17 protein-coding genes are annotated in these 22,077 nt (G+C 64.0%); 10 read left to right on the top strand and 7 right to left on the bottom strand.

The features are described from left to right. Window positions 1-60: 60 nt before the first annotated feature. Window positions 61-1,320, bottom strand: coding sequence for an MFS transporter (locus WDM24_RS25210; protein ID WP_338827484.1), 1,260 nt, complete (start codon window positions 1,318-1,320; stop codon window positions 61-63). 638 nt (window positions 1,321-1,958) lie between these two features. Here WDM24_RS25210 and nirB point away from each other — a divergent pair. From nirB to WDM24_RS25195, 3 genes are read left to right on the top strand one after another with little or no spacing between them, the layout of a single operon-like run. Next, the gene (nirB, locus tag WDM24_RS25205) at window positions 1,959-4,418 is read left to right on the top strand and encodes a nitrite reductase large subunit NirB (protein ID WP_338827483.1); all 2,460 of its coding nucleotides are present in this window, start codon (window positions 1,959-1,961) and stop codon (window positions 4,416-4,418) included. Continuing rightward, complete coding sequence (gene nirD / locus WDM24_RS25200; protein WP_029083995.1) at window positions 4,415-4,744, top strand: nitrite reductase small subunit NirD; 330 nt, start codon at window positions 4,415-4,417, stop codon at window positions 4,742-4,744. The genes nirB and nirD overlap by 4 nt, the downstream gene beginning before the upstream one ends. A 10-nt stretch (window positions 4,745-4,754) precedes the next feature. Then, window positions 4,755-7,418, top strand: a complete 2,664-nt coding sequence (locus WDM24_RS25195; RefSeq protein WP_338827481.1) for a molybdopterin-dependent oxidoreductase — start codon at window positions 4,755-4,757, stop codon at window positions 7,416-7,418. 898 nt (window positions 7,419-8,316) lie between these two features. Here WDM24_RS25195 and WDM24_RS25190 read toward each other — a convergent pair. Beyond that, complete coding sequence (locus WDM24_RS25190) at window positions 8,317-8,559, bottom strand: hypothetical protein (RefSeq protein ID WP_338827479.1); 243 nt, start codon at window positions 8,557-8,559, stop codon at window positions 8,317-8,319. A gap of 288 nt (window positions 8,560-8,847) precedes the next feature. Here WDM24_RS25190 and WDM24_RS25185 point away from each other — a divergent pair, with 288 nt between their 5' ends. Together WDM24_RS25185 and WDM24_RS25180 are read left to right on the top strand one after the other, a co-directional pair. Beyond that, the gene (locus WDM24_RS25185; RefSeq protein ID WP_338827477.1) at window positions 8,848-10,074 is read left to right on the top strand and encodes a CaiB/BaiF CoA-transferase family protein; all 1,227 of its coding nucleotides are present in this window, start codon (window positions 8,848-8,850) and stop codon (window positions 10,072-10,074) included. 242 nt (window positions 10,075-10,316) lie between these two features. After that, window positions 10,317-10,712, top strand: coding sequence for a RidA family protein (locus WDM24_RS25180; RefSeq protein ID WP_029084002.1), 396 nt, complete (start codon window positions 10,317-10,319; stop codon window positions 10,710-10,712). A gap of 17 nt (window positions 10,713-10,729) precedes the next feature. Here the strand turns inward: WDM24_RS25180 and WDM24_RS25175 are convergent, their stop codons facing one another. Beyond that, complete coding sequence (locus WDM24_RS25175) at window positions 10,730-11,419, bottom strand: TetR/AcrR family transcriptional regulator (protein WP_338827475.1); 690 nt, start codon at window positions 11,417-11,419, stop codon at window positions 10,730-10,732. 301 nt (window positions 11,420-11,720) lie between these two features. Between WDM24_RS25175 and WDM24_RS25170 the strand changes: the two genes are divergently transcribed. The 4 genes from WDM24_RS25170 (at window position 11,721) to WDM24_RS25155 (ending at window position 16,110) form a co-directional block, all read left to right on the top strand. Next, the gene (locus tag WDM24_RS25170; RefSeq protein ID WP_029084004.1) at window positions 11,721-12,953 is read left to right on the top strand and encodes an acyl-CoA dehydrogenase family protein; all 1,233 of its coding nucleotides are present in this window, start codon (window positions 11,721-11,723) and stop codon (window positions 12,951-12,953) included. Between the two features lie 132 nt (window positions 12,954-13,085). After that, the gene (locus tag WDM24_RS25165) at window positions 13,086-14,144 is read left to right on the top strand and encodes a phosphotransferase family protein (RefSeq protein WP_338827473.1); all 1,059 of its coding nucleotides are present in this window, start codon (window positions 13,086-13,088) and stop codon (window positions 14,142-14,144) included. Window positions 14,145-14,521: 377 nt separating this feature from the next. Further along, the gene (locus tag WDM24_RS25160) at window positions 14,522-15,436 is read left to right on the top strand and encodes a DMT family transporter (RefSeq protein WP_414645625.1); all 915 of its coding nucleotides are present in this window, start codon (window positions 14,522-14,524) and stop codon (window positions 15,434-15,436) included. Between the two features lie 89 nt (window positions 15,437-15,525). Beyond that, window positions 15,526-16,110 carry a DUF2199 domain-containing protein gene (locus WDM24_RS25155; RefSeq protein WP_338827470.1) on the top strand — a complete coding sequence of 195 codons (585 nt, stop codon included), beginning with the start codon at window positions 15,526-15,528 and terminating at the stop codon, window positions 16,108-16,110. Between the two features lie 320 nt (window positions 16,111-16,430). Here the strand turns inward: WDM24_RS25155 and WDM24_RS25150 are convergent, their stop codons facing one another. After that, window positions 16,431-17,183: a glucose 1-dehydrogenase gene (locus tag WDM24_RS25150; protein ID WP_338827468.1), complete on the bottom strand. Its 753-nt coding sequence runs from the start codon at window positions 17,181-17,183 to the stop codon at window positions 16,431-16,433. A gap of 97 nt (window positions 17,184-17,280) precedes the next feature. Here WDM24_RS25150 and WDM24_RS25145 point away from each other — a divergent pair, with 97 nt between their 5' ends. Beyond that, the gene (locus WDM24_RS25145) at window positions 17,281-17,601 is read left to right on the top strand and encodes an ArsR/SmtB family transcription factor (protein ID WP_338832443.1); all 321 of its coding nucleotides are present in this window, start codon (window positions 17,281-17,283) and stop codon (window positions 17,599-17,601) included. Window positions 17,602-17,717: 116 nt separating this feature from the next. On the opposite strand, the gene lepB is transcribed toward WDM24_RS25145, so the two are convergent. From lepB to WDM24_RS25130, 3 genes are all read right to left on the bottom strand, one after another. Continuing rightward, window positions 17,718-18,482: a signal peptidase I gene (gene lepB / locus WDM24_RS25140; protein ID WP_338827466.1), complete on the bottom strand. Its 765-nt coding sequence runs from the start codon at window positions 18,480-18,482 to the stop codon at window positions 17,718-17,720. A 445-nt stretch (window positions 18,483-18,927) separates the two neighbouring features. Continuing rightward, window positions 18,928-20,097 (bottom strand): acetylornithine deacetylase, encoded by a 1,170-nt coding sequence (gene argE / locus WDM24_RS25135; protein WP_338827464.1) that lies wholly within the window; start codon window positions 20,095-20,097, stop codon window positions 18,928-18,930. Between the two features lie 1,120 nt (window positions 20,098-21,217). Then, the gene (locus tag WDM24_RS25130; protein ID WP_338827463.1) at window positions 21,218-22,003 is read right to left on the bottom strand and encodes an SDR family oxidoreductase; all 786 of its coding nucleotides are present in this window, start codon (window positions 22,001-22,003) and stop codon (window positions 21,218-21,220) included. Window positions 22,004-22,077 lie beyond the last annotated feature (74 nt).

Genomic DNA, 22,077 nt, shown 5'->3' with positions numbered 1-22,077 from the left:
CAATTCCCGTTGCGAGCCGTTCGCCACGTCGGTGCCCCGTCATCTCGCGGGGGCGGGCGGTCAGACGCGCGCTCCCGACGCCGCGCCCCAGGTGGTGCGCCAGCGGACCTTGACCATGGCAAGTCCGATGAAGCCAAGCAACGCCAGCAGGCCGAAGAACAGAAAGCCTGCGCCGAAGCTGCCGGTCATGCCCTTGGCGGTGCCGAGCGTTTGCGCCAGGAAGAAGCCGCCGACGCCGCCGGCGCAGCCGACGAGCCCGGTCATCAGGCCGATCTCCTGCCGGAAGCGCAGCGGGATCAGCTGGAACACCGCACCGTTGCCCATGCCGAGCGCCAGCACGCCGATCGAGAACAGCAGCACCGAGGTCCAGGCGATGCGCGGCAGCTCGGTCAGCGACCAGCCGGCTTGCGTCGGCGCGGTCGGCCCCTCCGGCATGAACGCGATCACGAGATAGGCCACGACCACGACCCCGAACAGGATCGACAGCGAACGGATGCCGCCGATGCGGTCGGCGATCATGCCGCCGACCGGACGAAATCCCGAGCCGAACGCGACGATCAGCGCCACCAGCATGCCCGCGGCAACGCCGGAGACATGATACTGTACGGTGAAATACAGCGGCAGCGCGTTGGCGAGGCCGACGAAGCCGCCGAAGGTGATGAAGTAGAAGAACATGAACCAGCGGCTGTCGGAATCCTTCAGCAGCGCGCCATAGGCCTTCAGCGAGATCGGCTTGCGCTCACCCGGCGCGTCCTTGGCCGCCATGATGTAATAGGCCAGCACCATCAGCATCGGAATCAGCAGGCAGCCGAACACGGCCTGCCAGCCCCAATGCTCGGCGATCGTGGGCGCGAGCAGCGTGTCGAGCACGACGCCCATATTGCCGGCGCCGGCAATCCCCATCACGACGCCCTGATATTGCGGCGGATACCAGCGGCTGGCCTGCGGCAGCGCCACGGCGAACGAGGCGCCGCCGACGCCGAGCGCCAGGCCGAACAGCTCGATCGCGAACTTGCTGTGCAGTCCGAACTGCCAGACCGACACGGTTGCGGCGATCACGACGAGCTGGGCGATGATGCCGGTGCGCTTGGCGCCGATGACGTCGGCGAGAATGCCCATGGGCACGCGCAACAATGCTCCGGCGAGCACGGGAATGGCGACCAGGGTGAACTTCTCGTTCACCGCCAGATTCATGTCGTGCGCGATGTAGACGATCAGCGGGCCGAGCGCGACCCACGCCATGAAACTGATATCGAAGTAGAGGAATGCGGCGAGCAGCGTCGGCCAGTGACCTGCCTTCTTGAATTCAGCGAACTTCATTGGCAACGACCTCGCAATGATGCGGCCGGAGCAGCCGCATTCTCGCGGTCAGTTCCGGCGCAAACAGTCATGATATGGATGAAAAGGTGAGCGCGCTCGTCGTTGAGGCGCACCTGATTGACGAATGTTCAGCAATAACCGTGCCATCGAATCGCATGCGGACGCTTCGTCAGCGATCGCAAGGCGTTGCCGCTGTGTCGGCGATCGCGTGTGAAGGCTCCGCGTGCTGCCGCTGACAGCACATGCCGCCGCGCAAACGCGCAGGCTGGTGCTTTTTTGAGCGGCGCGCGTGCTTGCTTGCAAGGGCGTGTCAATGCCGCGCGCATGATAACGCGCGGTGCGCGCGATGCTGTGCTGCACAAGAGATCATCGGCGTGGCTAAAAATGTGGCCGAAAAATCCACCTCAAGCGCCGGCTGGTGATTCGGGGTTGGTCGGGAAATCCTTGATTTTGCTTCAAAATTCCCCGACGGGAAGTTGGCACGCGTCTTGAATATCAGTCGGTAACGGAACATCGGTCGTCATCGAAGACGGTCTGCGCCCGCGGCTGGGCTTCCTACAACTCCAAACCTTTATCGGTGTCCATCAACGACGCACGCCGCGTCGCTGAGCAGCATCGTCGGAATTGAAAGGCAGACCATGCTCGACAAAGTGACCAAGCAAAAGCTCGTGGTGATCGGCAACGGCATGGCCGGCATCCGCACGGTGGAGGCGCTGCTCGAACGCGCGCCCGATCTCTACGACATCACCGTGTTCGGCTCCGAGCCCTACGGCAATTACAACCGCATCCTGCTCTCGCCGGTGCTTGCCGGCGAGAAGACCGTCGACGACATCATGCTCAACACCGTCGACTGGTACGAGGACAACAACATCACGCTGCGCAAGGGCGAGACGGTCACCATGATCGATCGCCGCACCTGCGAGGTCGTCACCGAGGCCGGCGCGCGCGTGCCCTACGACCGCCTGCTGATCGCGACCGGATCGAATCCGATCATGCTGCCGCTGCCCGGCAAGGAGCTCCCGGGCGTGATCGGCTTCCGCGACATCTACGACGTCGATCGCATGATCAAGGCCTCGACCGACTATCGCAACGCCATCGTGATCGGCGGCGGCCTGCTCGGCCTCGAAGCCGCCAACGGGCTGATGAAGCGCGGCATGAACGTCACGGTCGTGCATCTGCTCGACACGCTGATGGAGCGCCAGCTCGATCCGGTGGCCGGCGGTCTGTTGCGCAAGTCGCTGGAAGAGCGCGGCATGGTGTTCAAGATGCCGGCGCAGACCCAGGCGATCCTGGGTGAGGACCGCGTCACCGGCGTGCGCTTCGGCGACGGCACCGAGCTGCCGGCCGATCTGGTCGTGATGGCGGTCGGCATCCGTCCAAACTTCGAACTCGCGAAGAAGGCCGGGCTCTATTGCGAGCGCGGCATCGTGGTCTCCGACACCATGCAGACCTATGACGGCCGCATCTACGCGGTCGGCGAATGCGTGCAGCACCGCCGCCAGACCTATGGTCTGGTCGCGCCGCTGTTCGACCAGGCCAAGGTCTGCGCCAATCACCTCGCGATGAAGGGCTTTGCCACCTATGACGGCTCGGTCACCTCGACCAAACTGAAGGTCACCGGCATCGACCTGTTCTCCGCCGGCGACTTTGCGCCGGGTCCGGACAAGGAGGAGATCGTGTTGCAGGACGCCAATCGCGGCGTCTACAAGCGCATCATCCTGAAGGACAAGAAGATCGTCGGCGCCGTGCTCTATGGCGACACCATCGATGGGCCCTGGTACTTCCAGCATCTGCGCGATGGCACCGACGTCTCGCATATGCGCGAGCGCCTGGTGTTCGGCGCCGCCAATCTGGGCGATGGCGGCGTCAGCGGCCAGAGCTCGGTCGCCGCGATGAGCGACGAGACCGAGATCTGCGGCTGCAATGGCGTCTGCAAGGGCGCGATCGTCAAGGCGATCAGCGAGAAGAAGCTGTTCACGCTCGACGACGTCCGCGCCCATACCAAGGCGTCGTCGTCCTGCGGCTCCTGCACCGGTCTGGTCGAGCAGGTGCTCGCCTTCACGCTTGGCGGCGACTATTCGGCGGCGCCGAAGGTCAAGCCGCTGTGCAAATGCACCGATCACAGCCATGACGACGTTCGCCGCGTCATCGTCGAGCAGCAGCTCAAGACCATTCCGGCGGTCATGCGCTTCATGGAGTGGAAGACGCAGAATGGCTGCCATTCCTGCCGCCCGGCGCTGAACTATTATCTGCTCGCGACCTGGCCCGGCGAATATCGCGACGACCAGCAGTCGCGCTTCATCAACGAGCGCGTCCACGCCAACATCCAGAAGGACGGCACCTATTCGGTGGTGCCGCGGATGTGGGGCGGCGTCACCACGCCGAGCGAGCTGCGCGCCATCGCCGACGTCGCCGAGAAGTTCAACATCCCGACGGTGAAGGTCACCGGCGGCCAGCGCATCGACCTGCTCGGCGTCAAGAAGGAAGACCTGCCGGCGGTGTGGGCCGATCTCAACGACGCCGGCATGGTGTCGGGCCACGCCTACGCCAAGGGCTTGCGCACGGTGAAAACCTGCGTCGGCTCCGAATGGTGCCGGTTCGGCACCCAGGATTCCACCGGCCTCGGCGTCAAGCTCGAGAAGTTCATGTGGGGCTCCTGGACGCCGGCCAAGGTCAAGCTCGGCGTCTCCGGCTGTCCACGCAATTGCGCGGAGGCGACCTGCAAGGACGTCGGCGTGGTCTGCGTCGATTCCGGCTACGAGATCCATTTTGCCGGCGCCGCCGGACTGCACATCAAGGGCACCGAGTTCCTGACCAAGGTCGAGACCGAGGACGAGGCGCTCGAGGTGATCGTGGCGCTGACCCAGCTGTACCGCGAGGAGGGCTGGTATCTCGAGCGGATGTACAAATGGTGCGACCGCGTCGGTCTCGAGCAGATCAGGAAGCGGGTGGTCGACGACGTCACCAACCGCAAGGCGCTGTTCGCCCGCTTTGCCCATTCGCAGCAGTTCTCGCAGAGCGATCCTTGGGCGGAACGCGCCAGCCAGGGCGTCGACCGCAACGAGTTCGCCCCGATTGCCGAATTGGAGCTCGCATGACCAGCTGGATTGAAATCGGCGCGCTGACCGACATTCCGCGTCTCGGTTCGCGGGTGGTCCGCACGCCCCATGGCAACATCGCGGTGTTCCGCACCGAGAGCGACGAGGTGTTCGCGCTCGACGACCGCTGCCCGCACAAGGGTGGGCCGCTGTCGCAGGGCATCGTGCACAACAAACGGGTGACCTGTCCGCTGCACAACTTCGTCATCGAGCTGGCGAGCGGGCAGGCGGTCGCGCCCGACGAGGGTTGCACGCATACACATCCGGCCAAGGTCGAGAACGGCGTTGTCTGGCTGTCGGTGCGGCAGGCGGCAGCGGTGGGCTGAGGGGCCAGGCATGCCCGTCAAGACCACGTGTCCCTATTGTGGCGTCGGCTGTGGCGTCGTCGCGTCCAAGGACGCGGCGGGTACCATCCAGGTCGAAGGAGACAAGCAGCATCCGGCCAATTTCGGCCGGCTTTGCAGCAAGGGCTCGGCGCTCGCCGAGACCATCGACCTCGACGGGCGTCTGCTCGCGCCTGTCGTCGACGGCGCGCCCGTTGCGTGGGACGACGCGCTCGATCGCGTCGCCGATGGTTTTGGCCGGATCATCAGGGAGTACGGACCCGACGCGGTGGCGTTCTATGTCTCCGGCCAGCTTCTGACCGAAGACTATTACGTCGTCAACAAGCTCGCCAAGGGCTTTGTTGGCACCGCCAATATCGACACCAATTCGCGGCTGTGCATGGCCTCCAGCGTGGCCGGGCACAAGCGCGCCTTCGGCAGCGACACCGTGCCCGGCTGCTACGAGGATCTCGAGCAGGCGGACCTTTTGGTGCTGGTCGGCTCCAATGCCGCCTGGTGCCATCCGATTCTGCATCAGCGCATGCTGGCAGCGAAGGAGAAGAACCCGGCCTGCAAGATCGTCGTGATTGATCCGCGCCGCACCGCGACCTGCGAGGGCGCCGATCTGCATCTGCCGCTGCGCTCGGGCAGCGATTCCGTGCTGTTCAACGGGCTGTTTGCGTTCCTCGCCGGCAGCAATGCGGTTGATCGCGGCTTTGTCGGCAGTTCGACCACGGGCGTCGTCGACGCCCTCAAGCAGGTCGCCGGCCAGACCGTGGCGCAGACCGCGGCAACCTGCGGGCTGAGCGAAGGCGCGGTCGGGCTGTTCTTCGACTGGTTCACGAAGACCGAGCGTGTCGTCACGCTGTATTCGCAAGGCGTCAACCAGTCGTCGAGCGGCGTCGACAAGGTCAATGCCATCATCAATTGCCATCTGCTGACGGGGCGCATCGGCCGTCCCGGCATGGGGCCGTTCTCGCTCACCGGTCAGCCCAACGCGATGGGCGGCCGCGAGGTTGGCGGGCTCGCCAACCAGCTCGCCGCGCATATGGAACTCGAGAACCCTGCGCATCGCGATCTCGTGCAGCGGTTCTGGCGCGCGCCGGTGATGGCGGAGAAGGGCGGGCTGAAGGCGGTCGACATGTTTGACGCGATCGCCGACGGCCGCATCAAGGCGGTGTGGATCATGTCGACCAATCCGGTGGTGAGCCTGCCGGACGCCGACCGCGCGCGCGCTGCGCTCGATGCCTGCGAGCTTGTCGTGGTGTCTGACTGCATGCGCGATACCGACACTACGCGCCATGCCGACGTGCTGCTGCCGGCGCTGGCGTGGGGCGAGAAGGACGGCACCGTCACCAATTCCGAGCGCCGGATTTCACGGCAACGGCCGTTCCTGCCCGCGCCGGGGGAAGCGCGTGCGGACTGGCGCATCGTCTGCGACGTTGCGCAACGCATGGGATATTCCGGCTTCGATTATCCTGACGTTGCCGCCGTGTTCCGCGAGCATGCCGAACTGTCCGGCTATGAGAACGATGGACGGCGTGATTTCGACATCTCGGCGCTGTCGTCGCTCGACGACCAAGCCTATGAGGCGCTGGCGCCGGTGCAATGGCCGGTGACATCAGATCGTCCGGACGGCACGGCGCGGATGTTCGAGACGCCGAATTTCTTCACGCCCGATCGCAAGGCGCGCTTCATTCCGATTGCCCCCCGCGCGGCGCGCCATGCGACCAGCCGCGACTATCCGCTGGTGCTCAACACCGGCCGTATCAGAGACCAGTGGCACACCATGACCCGGACCGGGAAAACCGGGCGGCTGCTGTCGCATGTCTTCGAGCCCTATGCCGAATTCCATCCCGAGGATGCGCGGCTGGCCGGCCTGGAAAACGAAGGGCTGACGCGGCTGACCAGCAGCTGGGGCGAGATGATCGCGCGCGTCGTGGTCAGCGCCGACCAGCGCCGCGGCTGCGTGTTCGTGCCGATGCACTGGAACGAGGAGTTTGCCGGAGAGGGGCGCGTCAACGCACTGGTCAATCCCGCCGTCGATCCGGTGTCCGGTCAGCCGGAATCCAAGCACACGCCGGTGAAGGCCGATCCCTACGCACCGAAATGGCATGCCTTCATCCTGAGCCGCAATCCGATCAAGCGTCCGCAAGCCGGCTACTGGGTTCATGGCAAGGCGGGCGACTGCTGGCGGTTGGAACTCGCGCTCGACGCCCGCCCGGAGAGCTGGCGCGACTGGGCGCGCGTGCAACTTGGCCTCGACGGTGTCGAGATCGAATGGGTCGCCTATCGCGATCCTGCCGTGGGGCGGTTCCGCTACGCGGCGGTGCGCGACGGCCGGCTCGATGGCTGCGTGTTCATCGCGCCCGACCACACGCTGCCGTCGCGGGCGTGGCTGACCGGGTTGTTTGCGGAACAGCAGCTCTCGGCGAACGCGCGGATGGCGCTGCTCGCGGGACGGCCGTTCGGCGCCGGGGAGGATGTCGGCCCGATCGTCTGCTCCTGCTTCAGCGTCGGTCGGCACCAGATCACCGCCGAGATCAAGAAGGGCGCCAACAGCGTCGAGGCGATCGGCCGCTGCCTGAAGGCCGGTACCAATTGCGGCGGCTGCAAGCCCGAGATCGGCAAGCTGATCGGCGCAACCGCGCAGCCGCGGCAGGCGATCGCGTCCTGAGTTTCCGCGCCAGGGCGAAACGCAAACACTGAAATTGGGGCGCTATCGACCAGAAGCGGGCTCGTCATGCTCACCTTGAGTGCTTCCGGTCTTGAACCGACACGGACGTTGGGCACCGTGGTTTTGCTTTCCCAAACCGTTCATCAGTATTAAATTTCACGGAAACCGTTCCGCCAACGGCGGTCGGAGGAAACTATCGCTGGATTGTCGGTTGAAGTTCCGGGAACAACGGAGGCTTCGGAAATGAACAAAGCAGCATTGGCGTTAGTGACCGCTGCCACCATCGGTGTCTCTGCCTTGGTGGCTCCATCACCAGCCCAAGCGTGGCGTGGTGGTGGCTGGGGTGCTGGGCTCGCGGCCGGACTAATCGGAGCGGCGGTGGTTGGTGGCATAGCCTCCAGCGCCTACGCCTATGGCCCAGGTTACGGCTACTACGGCGGACCGGGTTATGGCTATTACGGGGGTTACGCCCCCGCGTATTACGGCGGCTATGCCCCGGCATACTACAACTACGGCTACGCCCCCGCATACTACGGCGGATACCGCTCTTACTATGCTCGTCCCGCGTACCGGCGCGTTATTCGCCCCGCATACGCCTACGGCCCTGGGTACTATCGCGGGTATGGCTATCGCGGGTATGGCTATCGCTGGTGATCGCCAGCGGCGCCGCCGAAGTCTGGGCAACGAACGGTCGCGGGACGGCCGCGGCCGGTTTCGTGCCCGCGGGTGCTTGAGTGTTCATAGCGAGCGGCGAGACGACCGTGAGCATTGACGTCGGCGGCAGACAAAGACCGATGGCCGGCGTGTCTCCTGTTGGCCCATTTCGGCCTTATGCGATGTCCGCTCCTGCGCCTCTGCCGGGGGAGAAGCGGACATCGCGGATTTATGTCTACGCGCTTTAGCAGCCGCGGCAGATGCTCTTCAGCTTGTTGTTGAGCAGGTGGTCCTCCTCGTCGGAGGCCGCCTTGGTGTAGGGGTCGTTGCCATGGCGCTTGTCCTCGGCAAATCCGCCGCCGCGATTTGCGCCGCCGGTATGCATGCTGTGCAAGCCGCCGCCATGGCCGTGGCCGCCACGCGCATCCGCCGGCGGAATTGCGATCGCAAGCAGGGTGAGCAGCGCGGCCGTCGTGATCGTCCGCATGGTGTCCTCCTCGTCGCGGCAAAATACCGCTGGCGCTGCGGCAAATCGGTGTCGGCCGCTTTCACAATTTCGCGTGGCGGCAATCGGGTTAGCGGCCGGCCGGTTCCGGCCAAATACCGCCGGTGCGCCGCACATAGGCCGCGGACGGATGGCTTCATGCCGACAATGCAGTGCTCGCCGCACCAAAATGGTGTATCGGCAAGCCTTGGCCGCCCAAGCCTTGGCGCGCTCAGGACACCGTCCGGCGCCAGATAATCAAGATTTTGCAAGATATCGGAGGAATGCTTCATGTCGGCTTTGCCACTCTCGGGCATCAAGATTCTCGATTTGACGCGGGTGCTCGCGGGCCCGCTGTCGGCCCAGATGCTGGCGGATCTCGGCGCCGAAGTGATCAAGATCGAGCGGCCCGGCGGCGGCGACGACGCCCGCGCCTTTGGCCCGCCCTATCTCGCCGATCCCGAAGGCAAGCAGAACAACAACAACTCGTTCTATCTCTGCGCCAACCGCAACAAGAAGTCGGTCACGGTCAACATCGCCAAGCCCGAAGGACAGGCGATCATCCGCGAGCTCGCCAAAACGGCCGACGTGATGATGGAGAACTACAAGGTCGGCGACCTCAAGCGCTACGGCCTCGACTACGAGACCATCAAGCAGCTCAACCCCGGCATCATCTATTGCTCGGTCACCGGCTTCGGCCAGACCGGCCCCTATGCCCCGCGCGCCGGCTATGACGCGATCCTGCAGGCGATGGGCGGGCTGATGAGCGTCACCGGCCATATCGACGGCGAGCCCGGCGAGGGCCCGATGAAGGTCGGCCCCTCGATCGTCGACTACATGACCGGCATGAATACCTCGATCGGGATTCTCTCGGCGCTCTATCATCGCGACGCCAATAATGGGGAAGGGCAGCACATCGACGTTTGCCTGTTCGACACCGTGATCGCATCGCTGTCGCATTGGCTGCAGATCTACCTCGTCAACGGCAAGATGCCGCCGCGCCGCGGCACCTGGGGCAATGGCGGCATGCCCGCCGGCGTGTTCCGCTGCACCGATGGCGAATTGATGCTGGTGGTCGGCAATGACGGCCAGTTCCAGCGCACCTGCGCCGTGCTCGGCGAGCCCGAGCTCGCGAACGACAAGCGCTTCTTCAAGAACAACGACCGCGTCGTGCACGGCAAGGAGATCATGGCGATCTTCGCCGGCCTGTTCCTGAAGAAGCCGGTCGCGTACTGGCTCGAGAAGCTCGAGGAAGCCGGTGTGCCGTCGGGCCCGATCAACAATTTCGAGCAGGTGTTCAGCGATCCGCACGTGCAGTCGCGCGGCATGCAGGTCAAGGTCGACCATCCCTACGAGCCGAACCTGTCGCTGATCCGCAATGCGCTGACCTTCTCGGGCACGCCGATCACCGAATACCGCGCCCCGCCGCTGCTCGGCGCCGACACCAAGGACGTGCTGGCGACCATCGGCTATGACGACGCCAGGGTAGAAGGCCTGAAAGCACAGGGGATTCTGTAGGCCGGGATTGAAGCCACGCCGGGTATATCTATCCCGTCATGCTGAGGAGCGGCGCTGGCGCCGCGTCTCGAAGCACGACGGCCCGGCTGGCGGCCGTGCATCCTTCGAGACGCGCTACGCGCTCCTCAGGATGACGGGGAAAGGGCTGTTTGGTGGGCGATAACACTTCGACCGGCATCGAAGCATTATTGACATGGACCTGCTAGTTTGGCGCCATCGATCCCTTGTCGAAGGTGCCAATCATGAAACGGGAAGTCGTTCGCGTCGAACCGATCTCGAGCTGGCTCGAGCGCTGGAAGGCGCCGGCCTCGCCGGTCACCCGGGCCGGCAACATGATCTTCGTGTCCGGCCTGCCGCCGTTTGATCCCGCAACCGGCGAGTTCGCCGCCGGCGCCTCGATCGAGCGGCAGAGCGAACTGGTCATGGCACAGCTCAAGCAGTGCCTTGAGGCCGCCGGCGCCACGCTCGATAATGTGATGAAGTGCAACGTGTTCTGCACGTCGGCCAAGCACTTCACCACGTTCAACGCAGTTTACGCAAAGTATTTCCCGCACGAACCGCCGGCGCGGATCTTCGTCTGCATCCCGGAATGGACCGGGCCGTTCGACGTCGAGGTCGATTGCATCGCCATGCTGTAACCTTAGACTAGGGGCTCTCAGAGATCCTGTCGCGTCAGCCGGCCGTGCACCACGACCGGCCGCGCGGCCGGTTTTGCCGGCACGTCGCCCATTGTCAGTGCCATCACCGAGACCGTGACGACGCGATCGATGATGGCGCGGACGTCGTCGAGGTCGCATTTGCCTTCCGACAGCCGCAGCAGGCGTTCCTTCTCGCGAATGGTGTGATGCGCCATCGCGAGCGCGAAGTGCAGGCCCCAATAGAGCTCGGTGTCGTCGCGACCAGGCATCGCGCGGCGCATCGCGGCGGCGAATTTGCGCAAATGATCGACCTCGCGATTCTTGATGCGGCGGATCGGCGGCACGGATTCGATCGAGGCGCGGATCATGAAGCGCGCCGCGGTCGAGCCCTCGCGATCCGGCCCGAGGCAGCCGCGCAGGGGTGGGCCGACCAGGGCGCGCATGATGTCCTCGATCGAGGCGCGGCCGCCGCCGCGCTCCTCCGCGGCCTTCAATTCATTGAGGCGCTCGCGGTTGGTCTGGATGCTGCGGGTGACGAACAGCTCCGCGATCAACTCGTCCTTGGAACCGAAATGATAGTTCACCGCCGCGAGGTTGACGTTCGCCTCCGCGACGATGTCGCGCAGCGTGACGTCGCCGAAGCCGCGGTCGGCATAGAGCCGCTCGGCGGCGGCGAGAATGGCGGATCGGGTCTGATCGCTGGCCATGGCCTTGAGCCTCCGGTCATTCCGGGGCGATGCGCAGCATCGAACCCGGGATCTCTCGCGCCGTAACCTCTGGATTCCGGGTTCGCCGCTGACGCGCCGCCCCGGAATGACGAAGTGGACGGGAGTTGCATTTCAAACATTTGTATGAAACTATCGTTTGAACGGCCGGAAATGTCAATCCGCAACAATGCGGGCGGCATTCTGGCACACCACCACCGCCGTATCAGCGAATGCCCTTGCGGCCTGCGGATGCCGGGTGGACAGTGCGGCCCAAAGTCTAGGAAAAAACGAGGAGCGTCCCATGGATTTCACGATGTCGGCCAGGCAGAAGGAATGGCTCGAGCGCGTTCAGGCTTTCATGAAGGCGCATGTCCGCCCCGCGGTGCCGATCTATGACAAGCAGGACGCCGAAGGCCCGCGCTGGAAGGTGATCCCGATCCTCGAGGACCTGAAGAAGAAGGCGAAGGCCGAAGGCCTCTGGAACATGTTCATGCCGCCGTCCTCGCACGAGGACGACGAATTCCACGGCGCGGGATTGAGCAACCTCGAATACGCGCTGCTGTCGGAAGAGATGGGCCGCATTTCCTGGGCGTCGGAAGTGTTCAACTGCTCCGCCCCCGATACCGGCAACATGGAAGTGTTCATCCGCTACGGCACCAAGGAGCAGAAGCGCAAATGGCTGCGCCCGCTGATGGACGGCGAGATCCGCTCCGCCTTCCTGATGACCGAGCCCGCGGTCGCCTCGTCTGACGCCACCAACATCGAGACCCGGATCGAGAAGGACGGCGATCACTACGTCATCAACGGCCGCAAATGGTGGTCGTCGGGCGTCGGCGACCCCCGCTGCAAGGTCGCGATCCTGATGGGCAAGACCGATTTCAACGCCGCCAAGCATCAGCAGCAGTCGCAGATCCTGGTGCCGCTCGACACCCCCGGCATCAAGGTCGAGAAGATGCTGCCGGTGTTCGGCTTCGACGATGCACCGCACGGCCACGCCCAGGTGCTGCTCGAAAACGTCCGCGTGCCGAAGGAAAACATCCTGCTCGGCGAAGGCCGCGGCTTCGAGATCGCGCAGGGCCGTCTCGGTCCGGGGCGCATCCATCACTGCATGCGCACCATCGGCAAGGCCGAGGAGGCGCTGGAGAAGATGGTGAAGCGGCTCGCCTCGCGCACCGCGTTCGGCAAGAAGATCATCGAGCATTCGGTCTGGGAGCAGCGCATCGGCGAGGCCCGCGCCGACATCGAGATGAATCGCCTGCTGTGCCTCAAGGCCGCCGACATGATGGACAAGGTCGGCAACAAGACCGCGCAGGCCGAGATCGCGATGATCAAGGTCACCGCACCGAATATGGCACTGAGGATCATCGACAACGCGATCCAGGCGTATGGCGGCGGCGGCGTCTCCGACGAGGCCGGGCTCGCCAAGGACTATGCCCATATCCGTACGCTGCGGCTGGCCGACGGTCCGGACGAGGTGCACAATCGCGCCATTGCCAGACTTGAACTTCGGAAGTATGCAAACACGTCGCACTGAGCATGATCCGGAACGCACGGCGTTCGCGCGGATATCGTGCTCAGAATGAAAAAAGAGATCAGGCTGGCCAACCGGCCTGATCGCGGCAGCGCCCGACGGCGCTGCCGAGAACGAAGTTGAGGGAGCGTCATCGTGGCGGACGGCGTCAGGAAAGACGAAGAATTTTCCGGCACAAGGGAAGTCGAGGAACGCCATCGCATCAACGAGGCGAACCTCGCGGCCTGGATGCAGGAGCATGTCGAGGGCTTTCAAGGACCTTTGACGGTCCTGCAGTTCAAGGGTGGCCAGTCCAACCCGACCTACAAGCTCCAAACCCCCGGCCGCAATTACGTGATGCGCCGCCGTCCATTCGGTAAATTGTTGCCGTCGGCGCATGCGGTGGATCGCGAGTTCCGCGTCATCGCGGCGCTCGGCAAGCAGAATTTTCCGGTCGCGAAAGCTTACGCGCTGTGCACCGACGATGCGGTGATCGGCTCGGCCTTCTACATCATGTCGATGGAGGAGGGGCGGGTGTTCTGGGATCCGACGCTGCCGAGCCAGGAGAGCGACGCGCGCCGCAAGATCTTCACCAGCAAGATCGAGACGCTGGCGAAGCTGCACATGCTCGATCCCGAAAAGATCGGCCTCGGCGATTTCGGCAAGCCCGGCAATTATTTTGCGCGCCAGGTCGATCGCTGGACCAAGCAGTACCGCGCCTCCGAGACGCAGCACATTCCCGAGTTCGAGAAGCTCGCGGAGTGGCTGCCGAAGACGGTGCCGGAGCAGAAGCGCGTCTCGGTCGTGCACGGCGACTATCGCCTCGACAACATGATCTTCCATGCCATCGAGCCGCGGGTGCAAGCGGTGCTCGACTGGGAATTGTCGACGCTCGGCGATCCCATGGCCGACTTCACCTATCTGTTGATGCAGTGGACCATGCCGGGCCTCGCCAATGCCGACCTCAAGGCGTTGAACATTCCGAGCCAGGATGAAGCCGCGCGGATCTACTGCGATGTCACCGGCATGGCTGTGCCGGATCTGAACTGGTACTTCTCCTACAATCTGTTCCGCCTCGCCGGCATCACGCAGGGCATCGCGGGTCGGGTCCGCGACGGCACCGCCGCGAATGCCAAGGCCCTCGAGTCGGCCAAGCGCACGGTGCCGCTGTCGCAGGCGTCATGGGAATACGCGCAGAAGGCCGGCGCAACCTGATACGAACGCGGCGCGATCCTTAAGGGCTCGCGCCGCTCTTCTCTTAACCTCGCCCCGCTTGCGGGGAGAGGCGTAGGCCGCCTGCGGCGGCCGTCCTCTAGAACGCCGAAGCGCAGCTTCGGCTACGTCGCATCGCAAAATGCGATCCGGGTGAGGGGGACTCTCCGCGAGTTCGTCTTTCACGGAGTTTGCCGAGGCAGCCCCTCACCCCAACCCTCTCCCCGCGAGAGCGGGGCGAGGGAGCAAGATCGCGCCGCTTCTGCGAGCTGCGGCATGTTTCCGCATTGTAGCCATCTGTGACTTGAGTTCACCGCGCCGCTTTGGCAAGTCAGTCCGGTCAACGCTCCCGCCTTTTGTCCTGATCGGACGCTTTCATCTTGCCCCTTTCCCCGAATCTTCGCGGCAGCCTGTTCATGGCGGCCGCCATGGCCAGCTTCACGGCCAATGACACCATCACCAAGGCGGTCGCGGCGGAGCTCAACATAGGGGAGATCCTGCTGGTCCGCGGCCTGGTCGCGATGGTGCTGGTCGCAGCGCTCGCCTGGTACCGCGACGCGCTGCGCAGTTTTGCCGCGCTGTTGATCTGGCCGGTCGGATTGCGCGTCATGGGCGAGATCGGCGGCACGCTGACCTACCTTTCGGCGATCGCGCAGATCCCCCTCGCCAATGCCTCGGCGATCTTCCAGGCGCTGCCGCTGGTTATCACGCTTGGCGCGGCGCTGGTGTTCGGCGAGCCGGTCGGCTGGCGGCGCTGGCTTGCGATCGCCGCCGGCTTCATCGGCGTGCTGGTGATCGTCCGGCCCGGCGCGGAAGGTTTTAGCCAGGCCTCGCTTTTGGCACTGGCGTCGGTCGGCTTCTGCGCGGTGCGCGATCTCGCCACGCGCCGCATCCCGAAGCAGCTGCCGACGGTGTTCATCACGCTGCTCACGACGGTCACGGTGACGACGGCGGGCGCCGTCGTGCTGGTGCCGCTCGGTGGCTGGCGTCCGCCGTCCGGCCACGCGCTCGGCCTGCTGGTGTTCGCCGCGGTGCTGATCCTGATCGGCTATCAATGCATCATCGTGTCGCTGCGCACCGGCGATATCTCGGCGGTGGCGCCGTTCCGTTACTCCGCGCTGTTGTGGGCGATGCTGCTTGGCTATCTCGCCTTCGGCCACAAGCCCGACGTCCAAATGCTCGCCGGCGCCGCGATCATCGTCGCCTCCGGCCTCTATGCCTTCTACCGCGAGCGCAAGCGCGACAAGCTTCGCCCGGCCGCGACCGGACCGGGCCTGCCGCCGGATGGGCTATGATCCATCCGTAGACGCAGGGTGGGTTTCGCAAGAGCTCAACCCATCATGGGCAACTTGCGTGCTCGTTCTACCAGAGGTAGGACTTCACCATGCCAGACCTTGATTTGTCCAATGACCCTCGTTGGCGACGCCTGTGGGAACGGCCCTGGCGCTGCAATTCATGCGGGGATGAGCACCATGGGATCTTTGATCTCGCATGCGGAAAGCCGGCGCAATTTCCCGGACCGGAGGAATTGGCCCCCAATAGCGCCCTCGATCTCGACGGTGATTTTCTCTCGGAGGACTTCTGCGTGCTCGAGGGTGAGCACTTCTTCGTGCGCTCCGTGCTGGAACTGCCGATCATCGGCAGTGACGACAAGCGGTTCGGCTTCGGCGTGTGGACGACGCTGTCGCGCGAGAATTTCGAACGGTATGTCGCGAGCTTCGACAGTGGCGGGCAGGACGGCATGGGGCCGTGGTTCGGGTGGTTCTCGAACTGCCTGCAAGGCTATCCCGAGACGCTGAATCTCAAATGCAGGGTACATCTCAAGAGCGGTCGTCAACGGCCAAAGATCGAGTTGGAACCGACTGAACACCCATTGGCGGTCGAGCAAAGGCTCGGAGTCACCTTTGACCGGGTACTCGAGATTTACGCAATCAACGGACATGACATCCGTCGGTCCTTGACGGATTGACCGTTTCGTTTGTTACGACGTAGTCGTCCGTAGGATGGAGCGAAGCGATACCCATCATGGCGCCGCGGAAACGAGGTGATGGGTTTCGCTTCGCTCTACCCATCCCACGAATCTAACCCGAGACCGCTCTGGAAAGTTGCCTTCCAGTCCGTAGCCCGGGTGAGCGATAGCGATACCCGGGTGATGCTCCGGCATGTTGCTTCGCTCATGCGGACTACCGCAATTGGCAAGGCGTGCAGGGCGGATTCGCGTAGCGTGATCCGCCCTGTGGCCTGTCACAAGTTCACCGCCCGATACCCGGGCATGGCAAAACAACCGGTTCAGTGAAGACCGCCCGTCACGTGCAGCGTTTCGCCGGTGACGTAGGAGGCATCGTTCGAGGCGAAGAAAGCCACTGCCGCTGCGATCTCCTCGACCTTGCCGATCCGCGCCAGCGGCGTGACGGACTCGATCCATTTGCGCATGTCGCCCTCGGAAAGGCCGGCGGATACGACACCTTCGGTCGCGATCATGCCGGGGTTGACGGTATTGACGCGGATCTTGCGCGGCGCCAATTCCTTGGACAGCACCGAGGAGATCGCGTCCACCGAGGCTTTGGTCGCGGTATAGACGGCGGAGTTCGGCGGCGCGATCGTCGATACGCCGGAGCTGATATTGATGATGCTGCCGCCGGCCGTATTGAAGTGCCGCGCGGCTTCCTGCGACACCAGCAGCAGGCCGAGCACATTGAGATCGAAATGTTTGTGGAAGTGCTCGGCAGTGATGCCATCCAGCGGCGCGAACTCGTAGATGCCGGCATTGTTGACCAGGATATCGATCGGACCAAACGCCTTGACGGTCTCGGCCACCACCGACTTCACCTGGCTGGCGTCGGTGAGATTGCCATGCACAGCGATGGCTTTGCCGCCCTTGCTGGTGATCGCAGCCACCACGCGCTCGGCCGCCGGTTTGCTGGCGCTGTAGTTGACGGCAACCGCGGCCCCCTCCGCGGCAAGCCGGACCGCGATCTCGGCGCCGATGCCCTTTGACGCGCCGGTTACCAGCGCCACTTTGCCCTCGAGTCTTTTGCTCATCTTGTTCTCCATTGCCCGCGCGGATGCGCGAGTGGTTCAATAGTTCAGTAATAATGAACTATTGAAGTTGTTCAAGGGCAGCGCTATATATTTAGGCATGGTGCAATTCGTTCACCCGTCGCGTGAGGACATCACATTGGCCGGAGTGCTGGCAGCACTCGCGGACCCGATGCGGCTGAGGATTGTCAGAAGCCTGCTAGAGCAGGACGATTGCATGTCGTGTACCGCGGCGGCGCCGTGCCCCGAGATGGCCAAATCGACGCTGTCGAACCATTTCCGCGTCCTGCGCGAAGCCGGTTTGATTCAAACCTCGAAAAAAGGCGTCGAGCATCGCAATGTGGTGCGCGAAGCCGATATCAATGCGCGCTTTCCCAAATTGCTCAAGACGATCTTGGGGTATCCGGAACAGAGCGCGTAGCTCGGGTGAGCGAAGCGATACCCGGGGACAGTGTTCCCGCATATCGCTTCCGCCTTCGCTCTACGAGCTACGGCGGACGGGCCGCTCATGCGGACTACACGACTACGCACTGATCGTCATCGAATGATCGTGAACAGCCGGTTCCAGCGCAGCGAGGACGGCCAACGCCACACCTGCCACGCCGGCGCGTCGTCGCCGATCGAGAAGAAGATCATCCTGGCTTGGCCGATCAGGTTCTCGAACGGCACGTAGCCGACCCCGCCGCGGGCGGGCGGCACGCGGCTGTCGGCCGAGTTGTCGCGGTTATCGCCCATCGCGAAAAAATGCCCGGGCGGCACGACATAGACCTGCGTGTTGTCGTATTCGGACCGTTCGATGCGATCGAGGGTGAAGTAGCTGACCCCGTTCGGCAGGGTCTCGCGCCAGCGCTTGACGCGGACCGGGCGCGGCCCCTCGTCGCGATCAAAATAGTCATCGGCGCGCTCGCGCTTGACCGCGGTACCGTTGATGTACAACAGCCCGTCGATCATCTGGATCCGGTCGCCCGGCAGGCCGATCACGCGTTTGATGAAATCGATCGAGTCGTCGCTCGGCAGGCGGAACACCACGACGTCGCCGGGCTTGGGCTCCGAGCCGAAGATGCGGCCGGAGAACAGCGGCGGCGAGAAGGGCAGAGAGTAGTGCGTATATCCGTAGCTGTATTTCGAGAGGAAAAGATAGTCGCCGACCAGCAACGTCGATTCCATCGACGCTGAGGGAATGTTGAAGGACTGGAACAGGAAGGTGCGGATGACCAGCGCGATGATCAGCGCATGCACGACCACGCGCAAGGTTTCCGCCAATCCGCCCTGCTGACGTTCGTTCTCGGTCGACACGCTCATGGACCTCGGTTCGATAGATTTGGTGTCGACAGGCCGGATCGGCGGATTGCCGCCCTCTAGTTGGGTTAGGCCGGACGCCTCGTATCGCCGAGGATCAACAGTGCCAACGGCGCCAATGGTCCCACGACCACGGCTGTCCAAGTCCATCGTCGGGATGATCTGTTGCGTTCGCGCGCCATGGCGGATGCGAGGGGGATCGACCCAATCGAAACGATCACGAAAATCCACCACGCCATGGTCTTTCTCCAATGTGCGGCGGGACAGTACCACAAAGGCGGTTCGCCTTACCTTCCTTCATCAAAAAGTGAGACCGCCACAGAAAGCGTCGCCCGGGTGAGCGGAAATGATACCCGGGGAAACCGCTCCCGCATATCGCTTCCGCCGTCGCTCTTCGAGCTATGGCGGACAAGTCGCCCATGCGGGCTACGCAATCGGTCGCCCACCATCACTTCGCGCAATGCGTGATCAGCCGCGCGACGAAATCTCCGCAGGCCGCGAGCTGCGACATCTCGACGAACTCATCCGGCGTATGCGCCTGCGCGATTCCGCCGGGGCCGACCACGACCGACGGCACATCCGCCATGCTGACGAACAGGCTCGCCTCGGTGCCGAACGCGACCTTGGCGTGGTCGTTGCGGCCGGCCAGCTGCTTGGCGAGCGTGACGATGGTGGCGTCCGCCCCGGTGTCGAGCGCGGGGTAGTCGAGGATCTCCTCGAAGTCGATGCCGCAGTCCGGATGCCGCTTGCGCATCGCCGGGTCGATCTCGGCCTTGGCCCAGGCGACGATCGCATCCGTCACCTCCCTGGACTCGGTGATGCCGATGCCGCGGCATTCGAATTCCACCGCGCAATGGTCGGGCACGATGTTCAGCGCGGCGCCGCCGTGGACGATGCTGGTGAGCAGGGTCGAGTGCGGGACGTCATAGAGGCTGCCCTGTTCGGCGTCGGCCGTCAGCAGCGCGGCGCGGCGGCGGATTTCGGTGATCAGGTCGGCGGCGTATTCGATCGCGTTGACGCCGTCGGGCGCGATCGAGGAGTGGCGGGCGAGCCCGCGGAAGGTGGCGCGCACGCCATGCTTGCCCTTGTGCCCGATGATCACCTGCATCTGCGTGGGCTCGCCGACGAAGCAGCCGAGCGGCTTCACCACCTTGCGTGCGACCTCGCGCAGCATTGGCCGTACGCCGACGCAGCCGATCTCCTCGTCATAGGAGATCGCCAGATGGATCGGTGTCTTCAGATCGGCCGCAACCATCTCGGGAACCATCGCGAGGCAGACCGCGACAAAGCCCTTCATGTCGGTGGTGCCGCGGCCGTAGAGCCGGCCGTCGCGCTCGACCAGCTCGAACGGGTTCTGGGTCCATTCCTGTCCGGCGACAGGCACGACGTCGGTATGCCCCGACAAGACCAGCCCGGCCTTGTCCTCGGGGCCGATCGTGACCCACAACGAGGCCTTCTGTCCGGTGTCGTCGACAATGCGCTGTCCACTGAGGCCGTGCGAGGCGAGATATTTTTCGATGTAATCGATCAGCGGCAGGTTGGAACGGTCGCTCACGGTGTCGAACGCGACGAGGTCGGCCAATAGCTTGCGGATACGGTCGGGACGTTGATTTTGCATTGCCTGTTCGTTTGTGAGGATTGAGAGGGCGCCGGTGATCTGGTTGGCCCCAGCATAACAGCTGGTTTGCCTGCCCAAGCAAAGCAATATTCGGGCCGATGCGTGACGGTATTGCGGTCCACGCATGTCGCCCCATGCGACGGGGAGAACAGCGCGCAGGATGCGGCGCACGGTTGCGCGGACCGGTGTTGCCCATTCGGCACGACGGGCAACTCAGCAAAAGCTGTCAACCACCTTGTGCAAAAATATTTCGGTTTATCTGAAGTACAACTCAGTGTATGGTTTGCCCGTCTCGCTCGATCGAGGGGCGCTTCGCGGTCGTCACGAACGTGGGTCGAGATGCGGTGGACGCTTGGTGCGCAACTGACGAGTGCGCATGAAGCGGACGGCGAAGTCGTGTGGTCCTGACGCCCTAGCGGCAGGTGTCCTCTCGTATGACGCGAATGCGTCTTGCGAAGGCGGTGACAAGCAAGCCCAGTCTCGCCGGGGAGAGCACGTATAAGCCGTAACCCATCGCGCAGGGAAAGCCGGATTGCTCCGGTTACACCTGTGGTCCTACCCCCGAGCTTTCTACCTTTTGCTCGGGGCCCATGGGTGCGATCGGCACCCGGCTTTCCCTGCGCCCTCTGTTCGAGAGAGGGCGGAACGAAGAGCAAAGCTCGGACGGATCACGTCGCGAGAATGCCGGGGTTTGACTCACCGGCCCTACAACAAATTCAGTGTCGTCCCGGGCGAAGGCCGGGACCCATTGCCACAAATGCGAATTGTTGCACGACGCTGGAATGACGAGTCCCTACACAACATCCGCCGCGGCGTATGGGTCCCGGCCCCCGTGCGCAATTGCGCGCTAGGCTGGAGTGTGCGGAGAAGGTCGTGCGACGAACGCGAAGCTGCATTCTCATTCACAGCTGTCATCGCCCGGCTCGACCGGGCGATCCAGTACGCCGCGGCCTCTCGGCTCAAGCACTGGCGTCTCTGGAATACTGGATCACCCGCATGCGCGGGTGATGACACCGCGCGAGACCCTCCAAGGTGTCGTCCCGGCCTTCGCAGGGACGACAGTTGTGAGTGTGGAACTATCGCGGGAATTCACTTGCACCGCGAACGGAGAGTGGCGTTGTTAAATCGGCTTGCCCGTATACGGCATCGACGCGGTGAGGCCGCCGTCGACCGGGATCGCCTGGCCGTTGACGTAGGACGCTTCATCGCTCGCCAAAAACAATCCCATCGCGGCGAGCTCGTGCGGCTGGCCGGGACGCTTCAGCGGATTGAGCTGGCCGATCTTGTCCTGGGTGCCGCGCTCCTTGGCGCGATCGAACACCGGCTTGGTCATGCCGGTTTCGATCAGGCCCGGGCAGATCGCGTTGATGCGCACGCCGGTGCCGGAGAGCGAGTAGGCGGTGGTCTGCACCAGGCTGATGACGCCGGCCTTGCTGGCGCCGTAGGGATGTCCGCTGGCGCCGGACTTCAGGCCCGCGACGGAGGCGGTGCAGACGATCGAACCGGAACCCTGCTTGGTCATGTATGGAATCGAATGCTTGATCGCGAGGAACGGGCCGATCAGATTGATCCGCAGCACTTCCTGCCAGTGTTCGACAGTCTGGTCGGCGAGCGGGACGAGGCCGCCGCTGACGCCGGCATTGGCCCAGATCGCATCGAGCTTGCCGTATTTCGCGACGGCCTTGTCAATGAAGGCCTTCACGTCGCTCTCCGAGCCGGCATCGGCGGTGACGGCTTCGACGGTGCCGCCGGCGTCGCGCACCAGCTTGGCGGTCTCGTTGACGCCATCGGTGCGATCGACCGCGATCAGCTTGGCGCCTTCCCTGGTGAACAGCAGCGAGGCCGCACGGCCGATACCGCTTCCAGCGCCGGTGATGATGACGGATTTGCCTTCGAGGCGGCCCATGGTTTTTCTCCCTGTTCACGTGGTCCGTGGCGCGTCTGCCGCGCGACGGAATTCAAACAAAATTTCAAACGTTC

It is taken from the genome of Bradyrhizobium sp. 27S5, from assembly GCF_037217225.1.
GTDB classification, from domain to species: domain Bacteria; phylum Pseudomonadota; class Alphaproteobacteria; order Rhizobiales; family Xanthobacteraceae; genus Bradyrhizobium; species Bradyrhizobium septentrionale.
This window is presented reverse-complemented; position numbering and strand designations above follow the sequence as displayed.